The organism is Cupriavidus pauculus, from assembly GCF_008693385.1.
GTDB lineage: Bacteria > Pseudomonadota > Gammaproteobacteria > Burkholderiales > Burkholderiaceae > Cupriavidus > Cupriavidus pauculus_D.
The window spans coordinates 210,906-226,108 of sequence record NZ_CP044065.1; the positions used below are offsets into that span (position 1 = coordinate 210,906).

A 15,203-nucleotide genomic window follows, 5' to 3' on the forward strand; every position below is an offset into this window, starting at 1 on the left:
GCCGCCGATGCCTTCGATCATCGAGTCTCCGCACCCCGCGCCCCACCCGGCCGCGCTCGCCTCGCCCGCGGCGGCGACCGTGCGCCGGCACCCGTGGCAACTGCCGCTCGAACCCGTGTCGCCGCGCGCGCGCTGGCTGCTCGGGCTGTCGTTCTTCGTGTTGTTCTTCGCGGTGTGGGCCGCGGTGACGTTCGGCGGCCTCGTGCCGAAGACGTTCCTCGCCGATCCGCTGACGATGGCGCGCGAGGGCGTGATGCTGTTCACGCAGTACGGCTTCCTCGGCGATATCGGCATGACGGTATGGCGCGTGATCGGCGGCTTTGTCCTGGCCGCCGCGTTCGCGGTACCGCTCGGTATCGCGATGGGCGCCTACAAGGCGGCCGAGGCCTTCTTCGAGCCGTTTGTCTCGTTCTGCCGCTATCTGCCCGCGTCCGCGTTTATTCCGCTGCTGATCCTGTGGGCCGGTATCGGCGAGACGCAGAAGCTGCTCGTGATCTTTATCGGCTCGTTCTTCCAGATCGTGCTGATGGTCGCGGTGACCGTCGGCGGCGCGCGCCGCGACCTCGTGGAGGCGGCCTATACGCTGGGCGCGACGCCGCGCGGCATCGTGCGCCGCGTGCTGATTCCGGGCGCCGCGCCCGAGATCGCCGAGATCCTGCGGCTGGTGCTGGGCTGGGCGTGGACCTATGTCATCGTGGCCGAACTGATCGGCTCGTCCTCGGGCATCGGCCATATGATCACCGACAGTCAGGCGCTGCTGAATACCGGGCAGATCATCTTCGGCATCATCGTCATCGGCTGCATCGGGCTGGTATCCGACCTCGTCTTCAAGCTGGCCAACCGCCGGCTGTTTCCATGGAGCGCCATCCGATGAGCGCCTTGTCCATCCAGCAGGTATCGCGCACGTTCACGAGCCCCAACGGCGGCGAAACGCAGGCCCTGCAGCCCGTGGACTTCGAGGTCCGCGACAACGACTTCGTGACGATTCTCGGCCCATCGGGCTGTGGCAAATCGACGTTGCTGCGCATCGTGGCGGGGCTGGACCGGCCGACCGGCGGGCGTGTGCTGCTCGACGGCCGGCCCGTGGTCGGCCCCGGCGCCGACCGCGGCATGGTGTTCCAGTCGTACACGCTGTTTCCGTGGCTGACGATCGAACAGAACGTGCGCTTCGGCCTGCGCGAGCGTGGCATGAGCGAGGCCGAGCAGCGCGAGCGCAGCGACTTCTTTATCGCGCGTGTGGGGCTGCGCGGCTTCGAGCGGCATTTTCCGAAGCAGCTGTCGGGCGGCATGCAGCAACGTACCGCGATTGCGCGCGCGCTCGCGAACGATCCGAAGATCCTGCTGCTCGACGAGCCGTTCGGCGCGCTCGACAACCAGACGCGCGTGCTGATGCAGGAGTTGCTGCTCGGGATCTGGGAGTCCGCGCGCAAGACGGTATTATTCGTCACGCACGATATCGACGAGGCCATCTTCATGGCCAACCGTGTCGCGGTGTTTTCCGCGCGCCCGGGTCGGATCAAGAGCGAGATCGCGGTGGATTTTCCCCATCCGCGCCATTACACGATCAAGACTTCGTCCGAATTTTCGGCCTTGAAGGCAAGGCTGACCGAGGAAATTCGCGCGGAGATACGCGCCGGGGCGACCGCCGACGCGCACTGAATGCCATGAACCACGCAGCCAGCCCGGCGTCCCAGACCGGCACGCCCAACGCCCCCGCCGCGCTCTACCAGCAGGTGAAGGACTACATCGCCCGCGAGATCCAGAGCGGCGCGTGGCGTCCGGGCGACCGCGTGCCGTCCGAGCAGGAGCTCGTGACGCGGTTCTCGGTCTCGCGCATGACGGTCAACCGCGCGTTACGGGAACTGGCCGAGCAGGGCAGGGTGGTGCGCGTGGCCGGCGTCGGCACGTTCGTCGCGGAACACAAGCCGCAGTCGACGCTGCTCTCCGTGGTCAACCTGCAGGACGAGATCCGCATGCGCGGGCACGACTACGCGTGCGACGTGATCCTCGTGGAGCGCGTGGCGGCCTCGATCGAGGTGGCGGCCGCGCTCGACCTGCGCACGGGCGAGTCCGTGTTCCACTCGGTCTGCGTGCACCGCGAGGACGGCGTTCCCATCCAGCTCGAAGACCGCTACGTCAATCCGCGCGTCGCGCCCGACTTCATTACCCAGGATTTCCGCAACACGCAGCCGGGCGAGTACCTGCTGCGCAATGTGCCCTACGACCAGGTGGAGCATGTGGTCGATGCGATTTCGGCAACACCCGAGCAGGCCGCGCAACTGGAGATGCCGGCGACGCAGCCGTGCCTGCTGCTGACGCGACGCACGTGGACGGCGGGCACGCCCGTGACGTTCGTGCGCTGCCTGCATCCGGGTAACCGGTATCGCCTTGGCAGCCGGTTCCGCGCGGACGGCAATCCCGCGTTCGGCTAGGGGCAAGGTACGTCCGTATTCCCATCGCGCCATTTTTTGGCTAAGCTGTATAGACAGGCTTATACAAGAGATTCGAGAGAGACATGACGACAACTTCGAACGACGCTTCCCATCACGGCGCGGATCGCCGCGCGCGGCTCGTGCTGACGCCCGGCGAGGTAACGCTGGCCGACCTGCGCCGCATCTATCGCGGCGAGGTACGTGTGGCGATGGACGACGCGGCGTGGGCCGGCGTGACCGCCGCGCAGGCGACCGTGCAGGACATCATCGAGGCCGACGCGGTCGTGTACGGCATCAATACGGGCTTCGGCAAGCTCGCGCAGTCGCGCATTCCGCACGACAAGCTCGCGGAGCTCCAGCGCAATCTGGTGCTGTCGCACAGCGTGGGCACGGGCCCGGACCTGGCCGCCGATACCGTGCGGCTGATTCTCGCGATCAAGGCGATCAGCCTCGCGCGCGGGCATTCCGGTGTGCGGCCCGAGATCATCGAGGCGCTGCTGGCGCTCGCGAACCACGACGTCACGCCATGCATTCCGGCCAAGGGGTCGGTAGGCGCGTCGGGCGACCTCGCGCCGCTCGCGCATATGTCCTGCACGCTGATCGGCGTCGGCGACGTGATGGTGGAAGGCCGGCGCGTGCCGGCGCGCGAAGGGCTCGCGCACGCGGGCCTCGACGTGTTTACGCTGGGCCCGAAGGAAGGGCTGGCACTGCTCAACGGTACGCAGGTCTCCACGGCACTGGCGCTGGCGGGTTTGTTCGCGGCCGAAGATGCGTTCGCGGCCGGCATCGTCGCCGGCGCGTTGTCGCTCGAAGCCATCAAGGGATCGGTCAAGCCGTTCGACGCGCGCATTCACGCGGCGCGCGGGCAGGCGGGCCAGATCGCCGTGGCCGGTGCCGTGCGCGCAATGCTCGACGGCAGCGAGATCGTCGATTCGCACAAGGCCTGCGGCCGCGTGCAGGATCCGTATTCGATTCGCTGCCAGCCGCAGGTCATGGGCGCATGCCTGGACAACCTGACGCACGCTGCGCGCGTGCTGCGCATCGAGGCCAATGCGGCTTCCGACAATCCGCTCGTGTTCGCCGAGGCCGGCGATGTGGTGTCCGGTGGCAATTTCCACGCGGAGCCCGTCGCGTTCGCGGCCGACATCATCGCGCTGGCGATCGCCGAGATTGGCGCGATTTCCGAGCGCCGGCTCGCGCTGCTGCTCGATACGGGCCTGTCTGGGCTGCCGCCGTTCCTCGTGCGCGATGGCGGCCTGAACTCGGGCTTCATGATCGCGCAGGTCACGGCGGCCGCGCTGGCGTCCGAGAACAAGGCGCTGTCCCATCCATCGAGCGTGGACAGCCTGCCGACGTCGGCGAATCAGGAAGACCACGTGTCGATGGCCACATACGGCGCGCGCCGGCTGGGCGAGATGGCGGCCAATACCGCCGTCATCGTCGGTATCGAAGCGATGGCGGCCGCGCAGGGCATCGAATTCCATCGCCCGCTGAAATCGTCCCCGCTGGTCGAGAGCGAGCTTGCGCGGATTCGCGCGCGCGTCGCGTTCGTCGAATCCGACCGGTATCTCGCGCCCGATATCGAAGCCATGAAGCAATGGGTGCAGCAGGGCGATGCCGGCGCCGGCTGGCCCGCCGCCGTGCGCGAGCTGCTGCCGACCGCCGCCCCGCACCCCGCCTGAAACTCGTCCGAACAACGCCTCCGACCGACGCTCCAGTTACCCAACAGGATCCCCCGACCATGAACACCAACGAACATCAATTTGCCCAGCAGACCGCAGCGCCGCAACGCGGCCGGCGCGAGGTGCGCGCCCCGCGCGGCAATACGCTGCATTGCAAGAACTGGCTGATCGAAGCCGCCTATCGCATGATCCAGAACAACCTCGATCCCGAGGTGGCCGAGCGTCCGGAGGACCTCGTGGTGTATGGCGGCATCGGCAAGGCCGCGCGCAACTGGGAGTGCTTCGACGCGATTCTCGACAGCCTGCGCCGGCTGGGCGAGGATGAATCGCTGCTGGTGCAGTCGGGCAAGCCGGTGGGCATCTTCCGCACGCATCCCGACGCGCCGCGCGTGCTGATCGCGAACTCGAACCTCGTGCCGCACTGGGCCAACTGGGACAAGTTCAACGAGCTCGATCGCGCGGGACTGATGATGTACGGCCAGATGACCGCGGGCTCGTGGATCTACATCGGCACGCAGGGCATCGTGCAGGGCACGTTCGAGACGTTCGTCGAAGCCGGTAACCAGCACTACGGCGGCGATCTCTCCGGCAAGTGGATCCTGACGGCGGGCCTCGGCGGCATGGGCGGCGCGCAGCCGCTCGCGGGCGTGCTGGCCGGCGCGTGCGTGCTGGCGATCGAATGCCAGGAATCGCGCATCGACTTCCGCCTGCGTACGCGCTATCTGGACAAGAAGGCGACCACGATCGACGAAGCGCTCGCCATGATCGCGGAAGCGACGAAGAACAAGGAGGCGATCTCCGTGGGCCTGCTCGGCAATGCGGCCGAGATCGTGCCGGAGCTCGTGCGCCGCGCGCAGGCCGGCGGCATGCGCCCCGATATCGTCACGGACCAGACGTCCGCGCACGATATCGTGAACGGCTACCTGCCGGAGGGCTGGACGGTCGAGCAGTGGGAGGATGCCCGCAAGCGCGATCCGAAGTCGGTGGAGGCCGCCGCGCGTCCGTCCATCGTCAAGCACGTGCAGGCCATGCTCGCGTTCCGGCAGATGGGCGTGCCGACGCTCGACTACGGCAACAATATCCGCCAGGTCGCGTTCGACGAGGGCGTGGCCAACGCGTTCGATTTCCCGGGTTTCGTGCCCGCGTATATCCGCCCGCTGTTCTGCCGCGGCAAGGGGCCGTTCCGCTGGGTGGCGCTTTCCGGCGATCCCGAGGATATCTACAAGACCGACGCCAAGATGAAGGAGCTGTTCCCGGACGACAAGCCGCTGCATCGCTGGCTCGATATGGCGCGCGATCGCATCGCGTTCCAGGGGCTGCCGTCGCGCATCTGCTGGGTCGGTCTCGACGAGCGGCATCGCGCGGGCCTCGCGTTCAACGAAATGGTGAAGTCCGGCGAGCTCAAGGCGCCGGTCGTGATCGGGCGCGATCACCTCGACTGCGGTTCGGTGGCATCGCCGAACCGTGAGACCGAGGCGATGCGCGACGGATCGGACGCGGTGTCGGACTGGCCGCTGCTCAATGCGCTGCTCAACACGGCGGGCGGCGCCACGTGGGTCAGCCTGCATCATGGCGGTGGCGTGGGCATGGGCTTCTCGCAGCATGCGGGCGTGGTCATCGTGTGCGACGGCACCGATGCGGCGGCAAAGCGCATCGAGCGCGTGCTGTGGAACGATCCGGCCACGGGCGTGATGCGCCATGCGGACGCGGGCTACGAGAGCGCGATCGAATGCGCGCAGGAGAAAGGGCTCGACCTGCCGATGGTGAAGCAGGGATGAACGTGCGGCGCTTTTCGCTCGACGGGATCGCGCCGATGGCCTGGAAGAACGGCGGCGGCATCACGCGCGAGATCGCGGTGTGGCCGCCGGGTGCGACGATGGATGCGTTCGACTGGCGCATCAGCGTGGCCGATATCGTGGCCAATGGCCCTTTCTCGGCGTTTCCGGGGATCGATCGGCAGATCGCGCTGCTCGATGGCGCGGGCGTGGTGCTGGACGCGCGCGATGGCTCGTTCGGGCACCGGCTCGATCGTGTCGGCGAACCGTTCGCGTTCACGGGCGACGTCGCGGTGGATGCGGCACTCATCGATGGGCCGACGCGCGACTTCAACGTGATGACGCGGCGTGGACGATGCCGGGCAGTGGTCGAGGCGCTTCGGACCCCGGTGCGGACCCCGGTGCGGACCCCGGTGCGGATCGCGGGCGATTGCGCGACGCTGGTATGCGTCGTGGCCGGAGACTGGCGAGATGCCGGCGGCGACCGGCTCGCGCCCGGTGACGGTATGCTGTGGACTGCCGCGCCGATGCCCGATACGACATTGACGCCCGATGGCGACGGCGCGCTATGCCTGCGCGTCTCGCTATACCAGGCGCAGACCGGAGAGCCAATATGACCCAGCTTGCAACCGCCGCCGATGGCATCTGGCACCACTGCCATCTGCTGCCCGACGGCGACCCCGCGCATGCGATGCGCGATGGCGCGCTTGTCGTGGCCGATGGGCGCATCGTGTGGGTGGGCGCCCATGCGGCACTGCCTGCCGAGTATGCGGGCGACGCCATGCCGCGCCACGATGCCGGCGGGGCGTGGATCACGCCCGGGCTCGTCGATTGCCATACGCATCTCGTCTACGGAGGCCAGCGCGCCGACGAGTTCGCGATGCGCCTGGCCGGCGCGAGCTACGAAGATATTGCGCGCGCGGGCGGGGGCATCGTATCCACGGTGCGCGCGACGCGCGAGGCGAGCGAACAGGCGTTGTTCGAGCAGGCCGCCGCGCGCCTGCAACCGCTGCTTGCCGAAGGCGTGACGGCGATCGAGATCAAGTCCGGCTATGGCCTGTCGCTCGAGGCCGAGCGCCGGCAGTTGCGCGTGGCGCGGCGGCTGGGCGAGGCGTATGGCGTGGCCGTGCATACGACGTTTCTCGGCGCGCATGCGTTGCCACCCGAGTATGCGGGGCGTGCGGACGACTATATCGCGCTCGTTTGCGAGACGATGCTGCCGGCGCTTGCGGAGGAGGGGCTCGTGGATGCGGTGGATGCGTTCTGCGAATCGATCGGCTTCTCGCCGGCGCAGACCACGCGCGTGTTCGAAGCGGCCGCGCGCCATGGCCTGCCCGTCAAGCTACACGCCGAACAGCTGACCAACCTCGGCGGTGCCGCGCTGGCCGCGCGTCATCGTGCGCTGTCGGCCGATCATCTCGAGCATCTCGATGAAGCCGGTGTGGCGGCGATGGCCGCGGCCGGCACGGTCGCGGTGCTGCTGCCCGGTGCCTACTATTTCCTGCGCGACACGCATCTGCCGCCCATCGCGCTCCTTCGCGCGCATGGCGTGCCGATGGCCATCGCGACCGATCACAACCCGGGCACCTCGCCGACCACCTCGCTGCTGCTGATGCTGAACATGGCCGCGACGCTGTTCCGCCTGACCGTGCCCGAAGCGCTCGCGGGCGTGACCGTGCATGCGGCGCGCGCGCTCGGCGCGGCGGACCGGCATGGCCTGCTGGCGGCCGGCCGCGATGCGGACTTCGTGCTGTGGAACGTCGCCTCGCCGGCCGAGCTCGTCTACTGGTTCGGCCGCAATCCGGCCACGACCGTCGTGCGGCGGGGCCAGGTGTACCGGGGAGCGTCGGCATGAACACACTGTTCGCACGGCAGGCGCTGCTGCCCATGGGATGGGCCAGCGATGTGCTGCTGGACTGGGACACGCAGGGCCGGCTGACGGCGGTGACGCCGAACGCGACACCGGGGGCCGGCGTCGAACACGCGGCCGGGCCCGTGGTGCCCGGCATGCCGAACCTTCATTCGCACGCGTTTCAGCGCGGCTTTGCGGGACTGACGGAGTTGCGCAGCGCGTCGGACGGCGACGATCCCGCCGGGGGCGATTCGTTCTGGAGCTGGCGCACGCTGATGTATCGCTTCGCGCTGCGGCTGTCGCCCGACACACTCGAGGCGATTGCCACGCAGCTGTATGTGGAGATGCTGCGCGCGGGCTATACCAGCGTGTGCGAGTTCCACTACGTGCACCACGATATCGATGGGCAGCCGTATGCCGATGCCGCCGAGATGTCGCTGCGCCTGCTGCGCGCGGCGCAACGCACCGGTATCGGCATGACGCTGCTGCCCGTGCTGTACCAGACCGCGGGTTTCGGAGACAAGCCCGCGCAGCCCGACCAGCGCCGCTTTCTCCATCGCACCGAAGCCATGCTCGCGCTGCTGCAGCGACTGGCGCCCGCGTGCGCGGCGCACGGCGCGCGGCTCGGCCTTGCCCCGCATTCGCTGCGCGCGGTGCCGCCCGCGAGCCTGCGCGAGGCGGTGGCAGGGCTCCATGCGATGGATGCGCGGGCGCCCGTGCATATCCATATCGCGGAACAGCAGCGCGAGGTCGATGATTGCCTCGCGCAGACCGGTACGCGGCCCGTGGCATGGCTGCTCGATCATGCCGACGTCGATGCGCGCTGGTGCCTCGTGCATGCCACGCATATGGACTGGGACGAACGCCGCCGCCTTGCGGAGAGCGGCGCGGTGGCCGGCATCTGCCCGACCACCGAGGCGAATCTTGGCGACGGCGTGTTCGAGGCCGCGCCCTATCTGGCGCAGCACGGCGCATGGGGCATCGGTTCGGACAGCCATGCGAGCGTGAGCGTGGCCGAGGAGCTGCGCACGTTCGAGTACGGGCAGCGGCTTGGACTGCAGCGGCGCAATGTGCTGGCATCCGGCGCGCATCCGCAGGTGGCGGACCGGTTGTGGCTCGAGGCCGTGGCCGGCGGCGCGCGTGCATCGGGCCGTGCGGTGGCGGGTCTTGCGGTGGGCCAGCAGGCCGATTTCGCGGTGCTCGATGGTGGCAGTGTCGCGCTGGCGGGCCTCGACGGGCCGCAGGCGCTGGCCGTCCACGTGTTCGCCAGCCACGGTCATGAGACACTAGCGGAAATTCGCACCGCCGGCGTCCGCCGCGTGCAGCATGGCGAGCATCCGCTGCAGGCGGAGGCCGGCCCGCTGTTCACCGCCGCGCGCGCGCGTCTGCTGACCGACTGAGACCCCATTCGTCCCTAATACGCCCCACACGTCTACCCTCGACGACAAGATGTCCACGATGTCCTTCACCACCGATACCCCCGCTTTCACGCTGCACCGCGGCACACGCCCGCTACTCGTGTCCATGCCGCACGTCGGCACCTACCTGCCGCCGTCCGTGGCCGCGCGCCTGACCGACGAGGCGCGCACCGTGCCCGATACCGACTGGCACATGGACCGACTCTACGATTTCGCGCGCGAGCTCGGCGCATCGATCCTCATGGCCACGCACTCGCGCTATGTGATCGACCTGAATCGCCCGCCCGATAACGCGAACCTGTATCCGGGCCAGGACACCACCGGCCTGTGCCCGGTCGATACGTTCGACAAGACGCCGATCTACGCGGATGGCACCAACGGCCCCGACGATGCCGAGATCGCGACGCGCCGCGACAAGATCTGGCATCCGTACCACACGGCGTTGCAGCAGGAACTGGCGCGGCTGCGCGCGGAGCACGGCACGATCGGCCTCTGGGATGCGCATTCGATCCGTTCGGTGCTGCCGCGCTTCTTCGAAGGCAAGCTGACCGACTTCAATCTGGGATCGGCGAACGGCGCCAGCAGCGATGCGGGCCTAGCCGCGCGCATGCTCGAGATCGCGAACCTCGTGCCGGGCCATACGGCCGTGCTCAATGGGCGCTTCAAGGGGGGCTACATCACGCGGCAGTATGGCAATCCGGCCGGTGGCGTACATGCGATGCAGCTGGAGCTGGCACAGAGCGCGTACATGATCGAGAGCTATCCGTTCGACTACGACGAGTCGCGTGCCTCGCGCGTGCAGCCCGCGATCCGGAAGATGCTGGAGACGATGCTGCAGTTCGTGGAGTCGAAGGTATAAGGCGAAGGGAGGGGGGCACCCCCCTCCCTGTCGCCTATTGCCTATTTCTTGACGACGTTCTTGTTCGCCTTGTTACCCGTCGCCTGGTTGTACTTCTCCACATATTCTTCGAACAGCTTGCGAATCGAGCGACCGATCTTCACGTAGTCCGATTCGTTCAGATTGGCCAGCGATACGCGCCCGGACGGATGGCGCGTGCCGAAGCCACGTCCCGGCAGCAGCACCACACCCGCTTCCTCGGCCAGCCGGAACAGCAGTTCCACGGGCTCCTGCGAACTCAGCACCCATTTCACGAAGTCCGGGCCGATGGCCTTGCCGCCGAGCTGCTCGATATCGAGCAGCGTGTAGTAATCGACGACATTCGGATCGCCTTCCTCGGGCGCGATGCCGATCTCGCGGAACAGCGCGGCCTTGCGCTTGCGGATGAGCCGCTTCATCGCCTGCTTGTACGCATCGGGCGTGTCCATGAGCGAGAACAGCGAGAACAGCACCATCTGCACCTGCTGCGGCGTGGAAAGCCCCGCCGTGTGATTGAGCGCGACCGTGCGGCTGTCCGCCACCACGCGATCGATGAACTTGAGCGTGTCCGGTGTGGTGGTGATGGAGTTGTAGCGCTTGTGCAGCGATGTGCGCTGGGCTTCGGGCAGTGCCTTGAGCTGTTCGTCGAACACGTTGTCGCGATGCGTGGCGATGACGCCGAGCCGCCAGCCCGTGGCGCCGAAATACTTCGAGAACGAATAGACGAGGATCGTGTTGCGCGGGCACAGCGCGAACAGCGACGTGAAGTCGTCCGCGAAGGTGCCGTACACGTCGTCGGTCAGGATGATCAGGTCGGGCCGCTCCTCGATGATCGAGGCGAGGTACTCGAGGCTCTCGTCGCTCATCCGCACCGATGGCGGGTTGCTGGGGTTGACGAGGAAGAACGCCTTGACCTTGGGGTCGCGCAGCTTGTCGAGCTCCTTGTTCGGATACTGCCAGCGCGCGTCTGCGTCGGCATCGATCATCAACTCCACGAGCTGGTAATCGTTGAGCTCGGGAATCTCGATATAGGGCGTGAAGATCGGCATGCCGAGCGCGATGGTGTCGCCGGCCTTGAGCAGATGATTCTCGCGCATCGAGTTGAACAGATAGGTCATCGCGGCCGTGCCGCCTTCCACCGCGAACAGGTCGAATTCGCCGATGAACGGATGATTGCCGATCATCTCCTTGCGGATGTATTGGCCGACGATCTCCTCGGAGAGCCGCAGCATGCGGTCCGGCACCGGATAATTGCACGCGAGGATGCCCTCGCACATCTCGTACAGGAAGTCGCCGGCGTCGAGGCCGAGCTGGTCGCGCACGTACGACACCGCGCCCGCGAGGAATTTCACGCCCGGCGCGTCCGCGCATTCGCGCGCGAACAGGTCGAAGCGTTCCTCGATGCCTTCGCGCCGCGGAAACCCGCCGACGCCCTCGGGCATGTACGAGAACGAGCGCTCGGACTCGCGCATCGCGAACAGGCCGAGCTGCCAGAAGCCATGGCGCGGCACGGTGGCGAGAAAGTTCGGATTGCCGCGGCCCGCATTCAGCATCAGGCAGTCGCTGCGGCTGCTGGCGAGCTTGATGAGTTCGTCCTTGAGTTCGAATGGCGACAGGCTGGCCAGCTTGGCGAGATCGGGTTTGCTCATGGTTTTCGCTCCTTTAGACGAGACCTAGACGAGACCCACGACCAATGGGCCGAGCAGGGTCAGCAATACGTTGGCGATGGCATACGTGATGGCGAACGGCACGGTCGGCACCGGGCTTTCCGCCTTGTCGAGAATCCCGCCGAACGCGGGGTTGGCGCTGCGCGAGCCGGACAGCGCGCCCGCGAGCAGTGCCGAGTTGTCGTAGCGCAGGACGTAACGGCCGAACAGCATCGTGAGGAAGAGGGGCAGCAGCGTGACGACCGCGCCGAGAATGAAGATCGTCAGCCCGGACTCCTTGAGCGTGGACACGGCCTGCAGGCCCGAGTTGATACCGACGATCGCGACGAACGCGGCGAGCCCGAAGTCCTTGAGCAACTGGCACGCGGCGGTCGGCATGGCGCCATACATCGGATGCTTCGACCGCGCCCAGCCGAACACGAGGCCCGATAGCAGCGCGCCGCCGCCCGAACCCAGCGTGAGCGGGATGGAACCGATGCGCACGACAAGCAGGCCGATGAGCAGGCCCACGAGCACGCCGGCGCCGAAGTAGACGAAGTCCGTCTTCTCGCTGGGCTGCAGTTCGTAGCCCGCGCGTTGCGCCGCGCGCTTGGTATCGGCGGGCGTGCCGTAGAACGTGATGATGTCGCCGTGCTGCAGATGCACGTCCGGCAGCAGCGGCAGCGGATGCTCGTTGCGCTCGATGCGTTCGAGGTACACGCCGTGGCGCATCTCTCGGCTGACATTGGCGACGATCTCGCCGAGCGTCTTGTCGTTCATGCCCTTGAGCGTGAACACCGCGCGCCGGGTCTGCATGACCGTGCCCATGCCCTCCGCATCGGCGACTTCCTCGCCGATCACGAGCGCCGTGGGTACCATCGCGTCGCGCCGGCCCACCATCAGCACGAGGTCGCCTGCCTGCAGCAGCGTGTCCTGCGTGACCTCGAGCGGCTTGCCCGCGCGCTGGATCTTCTCGACGGTGACGAGGTCGTCGCCGCCCATCTCGATCTGCGACACGGTCTTGCCCGCGGCGCCGGTCACGCGGAACAGGCGGCCCACGAGGCGGGGCAGTGCACCGGCCTGGCCCGGGCCGTACTGCGGCAGACCGCCGTGCATGGCCGCTTCCACCTTCTTCGCGTCCGTCTTGAGGTCGGAGCCCATGAAGCGCGGCAGGATGTTCACGCAGACGATGATCGCGCCGAGCGAGCCGAATACGTAGGTCACCGCATAACCAATGGCGACGTTGGCCTGCAGCGTCTTGACCTGGTCCGGCGGCAGGCCGAGCTTGGTGATGGCGTCGCCGGCCGTGCCGATGATCGCGGACTGCGTCATGCCGCCCGCCGCAAGCCCCGCCGCCAGGCCCTTGTCGAGGTGGAAGAGCTTGGCCAGCACGACGACGGTCACGAGGCCGGCCACCGCCATGAAGACCGCCATCGCGATCTCGCGCAGCGAGCTGCGGTTGAGCGAGTTGAAGAACTGCGGGCCGCTTTCATAGCCCACGGCGTAGATGAACACCGCGAACATCACGGCCTTCACACCGTTATCGATCTCGACGCCCACCTGACTGATGACGACTGCCGCGAGCAGCGATCCGGCCACGCCGCCGAGCTGGAACTTGCCGAACGTGATCTTGCCGAGGGCGTAGCCGACCGCCAGCGACAGGAACAGCGCGGACTCCGGTGATTTCTGGAAGATGTTGTGCAGCCATTCCATGAAGACCTCCTCTTTGTATTGCCGTGATGCGATGCAAATCGGGATCGTGTTCAACGGGCTGCCATGGCGGCGGCCATCGTGACGGCGATGGGGCCGAGAAGCGGTAGCAGCACGTTGGAGATTGCGTACGTGATCGTGTAGCCGATCACGGGCGTGCCGTTACCCGCGGCATTGGTCAGCGCCATGATCGTGGGGGTGCTGCAATGCTGGCCGGCAACGGCGCCGAGCAGGATCGGCAGGTCGAGCCGCAGCCAGCGGCGGCCGATGTAGAGCGAGATGGCCGCGGGAATCACCGAGATCAGCACGCCCGCGATCGGCAGCACGAGGCCGTACTGCGCGATCAGGCGCAGCGCGTCGGGACCCGCGCTCAGTCCCACCGCGGCGATGAAGGTGGCCAGGCCGAAGTCCTTGAGAATCTCCGCGGCGGGGCCGGGCAGCGAGCCCATGAGCGGCACGCGCGCGCGCAGCCAGCCGAATGCGAGGCCCGCGACGAGGCAGCCGCCCCCCGTGCCGAGCGTGAGATTGGCGCGACCGATATCGACATGCAGCGAGCCGATCCACATGCCGAGCAGGATGCCGATGCCGAGGAACACGAAGTCCGTGCGAACCGTCGGCACGATCGCGTAGCCGAGCTCCGGCACCGCGTGCTGCACGGCATCGCGCGGGCCGGACAGCGTGAGCACGTCGGCGCGCTGGAGCACGGTCTCGGGCAGCAGGGGCACGCGATGCTGCATGCGCGAGAGGTTCGCGAGGTAGACGCCGCGGCCCGCGCCGACATCGGCCATCTCGCGCAGGCGCGACAGCGTGAGGCCGACGACTTCGCGGCGCGTCAGCAGCACGCTTTGCTCGCACTGGATCACGTCCTCGAACTCGGCGGCCAGCGCGTCATGGCCGCCGGCCTCCGTGCCGATGCGCGGTACGAACGCGACCATGGCATCGCGGCGGCCGACCGCCAGCACGATGTCGCCGACATGCAGGACATCGTCCGGTGCGGGTTTCGTCGTTTCGCCATCGCGGAGGATGCGGCGGATGGTCACGCCCATCGCGACGCCGCGTTCGGCGTCGATGACCGTCAGCGCCTCGCCGGCCGGGCCCACGCGCAGCACGCGCGAGACGATGCGCGGCAAGGCATCGAGCTGGCCGTCCTGCCCGTCATCCTGTCCGCCAAGCTTCTGCCATAGTCGCTGCGCCGATTCGCGCAGGTTCTCGCGCAGCAGCCACGGCGCGAGCTGGCTCGTGAACAGCACGATGGCGATCAGGCCGAACAGGTACGTGACGCTGTACGCGGTGACGATATGGCTCTGGAGGACGCGGGTCTGCTCGGCATCGACGCCGAGGTGCGCGATGGCTTCCGAGGCGGTGCCGATGACGGCGGACTCGGTGGCCGCGCCCGCCAGCAGTCCCGCCGCGGTGCCGGGGTCCAGCCGCAGCAGCGGTACCGCGATGGCCAGCAGCGCGAGCAGTACGAAGACTTCGACGAGCGACAGCAGGCCGATGCGCCATTCCTTCGCGACGTTGGCGAAGAACTGCGGGCCGCCCGTGAAACCGAGCGCGAAGATAAAGAGTGCGAACGCGACGTTGCGTACGTCGTCGTCGAGCCGGACGCCGGCCTGCCCGATGACGAGCGCGGCGATGAGCGTGCCGCAGATGCCGCCGAGCTGGAACGGCCCGAAGCGGATGGCGCCTACCGCATGGCCGATCGCCAGCGCCAGAAAGAGCGCGATCTCGGGATTTCCGGCAAGCAGTGCGAGCGCAGGTTCCATGACGCGGTTGCGGCCTCCAGGTCGCCCTTGCAGTCACGATGACAG

At 67.7% G+C, this 15,203-nt stretch carries 12 protein-coding genes; 9 read left to right on the plus strand and 3 right to left on the minus strand.

Going from position 1 to position 15,203, the window contains the following annotated elements:
* Positions 1-7: 7 nt before the first annotated feature.
* The 9 genes from FOB72_RS01015 (at position 8) to hutG (ending at position 10,018) form a co-directional block, all read left to right on the plus strand.
* On the plus strand, positions 8-874 hold the full coding sequence (locus FOB72_RS01015; protein ID WP_150370835.1) for an ABC transporter permease: 867 nt from the start codon (positions 8-10) through the stop codon (positions 872-874).
* Positions 871-1,659 carry an ABC transporter ATP-binding protein gene (locus FOB72_RS01020; RefSeq protein ID WP_150370836.1) on the plus strand — a complete coding sequence of 263 codons (789 nt, stop codon included), beginning with the start codon at positions 871-873 and terminating at the stop codon, positions 1,657-1,659. Before FOB72_RS01015 ends, FOB72_RS01020 begins: the two co-directional genes overlap by 4 nt.
* Before the next feature lie 5 nt (positions 1,660-1,664).
* Positions 1,665-2,432, plus strand: a complete 768-nt coding sequence (gene hutC, locus FOB72_RS01025) for a histidine utilization repressor (protein WP_150370837.1) — start codon at positions 1,665-1,667, stop codon at positions 2,430-2,432.
* A gap of 83 nt (positions 2,433-2,515) precedes the next feature.
* Positions 2,516-4,114 (plus strand): histidine ammonia-lyase, encoded by a 1,599-nt coding sequence (gene hutH / locus FOB72_RS01030; protein ID WP_223851377.1) that lies wholly within the window; start codon positions 2,516-2,518, stop codon positions 4,112-4,114.
* 59 nt (positions 4,115-4,173) lie between these two features.
* A complete protein-coding gene (gene hutU, locus FOB72_RS01035; RefSeq protein WP_150370838.1) occupies positions 4,174-5,892 on the plus strand; it encodes a urocanate hydratase in 1,719 nt (572 codons plus the stop codon).
* The gene (locus FOB72_RS01040; RefSeq protein WP_150370839.1) at positions 5,889-6,506 is read left to right on the plus strand and encodes a HutD family protein; all 618 of its coding nucleotides are present in this window, start codon (positions 5,889-5,891) and stop codon (positions 6,504-6,506) included. Before hutU ends, FOB72_RS01040 begins: the two co-directional genes overlap by 4 nt.
* A complete protein-coding gene (gene hutI / locus FOB72_RS01045; protein WP_150370840.1) occupies positions 6,503-7,744 on the plus strand; it encodes an imidazolonepropionase in 1,242 nt (413 codons plus the stop codon). Before FOB72_RS01040 ends, hutI begins: the two co-directional genes overlap by 4 nt.
* The gene (locus tag FOB72_RS01050; RefSeq protein WP_150370841.1) at positions 7,741-9,141 is read left to right on the plus strand and encodes a formimidoylglutamate deiminase; all 1,401 of its coding nucleotides are present in this window, start codon (positions 7,741-7,743) and stop codon (positions 9,139-9,141) included. Before hutI ends, FOB72_RS01050 begins: the two co-directional genes overlap by 4 nt.
* Positions 9,142-9,199: 58 nt before the next feature.
* On the plus strand, positions 9,200-10,018 hold the full coding sequence (gene hutG / locus FOB72_RS01055; protein WP_150373690.1) for an N-formylglutamate deformylase: 819 nt from the start codon (positions 9,200-9,202) through the stop codon (positions 10,016-10,018).
* Between the two features lie 41 nt (positions 10,019-10,059).
* On the opposite strand, the gene FOB72_RS01060 is transcribed toward hutG, so the two are convergent.
* From FOB72_RS01060 to aspT (FOB72_RS01070), 3 genes are read right to left on the minus strand one after another with little or no spacing between them, the layout of a single operon-like run.
* Entirely contained in the window at positions 10,060-11,685 is a 1,626-nt protein-coding gene (locus tag FOB72_RS01060) for a bifunctional aspartate transaminase/aspartate 4-decarboxylase (RefSeq protein ID WP_150370842.1), read from the minus strand.
* Positions 11,686-11,709: 24 nt separating this feature from the next.
* Positions 11,710-13,395 carry an aspartate-alanine antiporter gene (gene aspT / locus FOB72_RS01065; protein WP_150370843.1) on the minus strand — a complete coding sequence of 562 codons (1,686 nt, stop codon included), beginning with the start codon at positions 13,393-13,395 and terminating at the stop codon, positions 11,710-11,712.
* 50 nt (positions 13,396-13,445) lie between these two features.
* Positions 13,446-15,158, minus strand: coding sequence for an aspartate-alanine antiporter (gene aspT / locus FOB72_RS01070; RefSeq protein ID WP_150370844.1), 1,713 nt, complete (start codon positions 15,156-15,158; stop codon positions 13,446-13,448).
* Between the last annotated feature and the right edge of the window lie 45 nt (positions 15,159-15,203).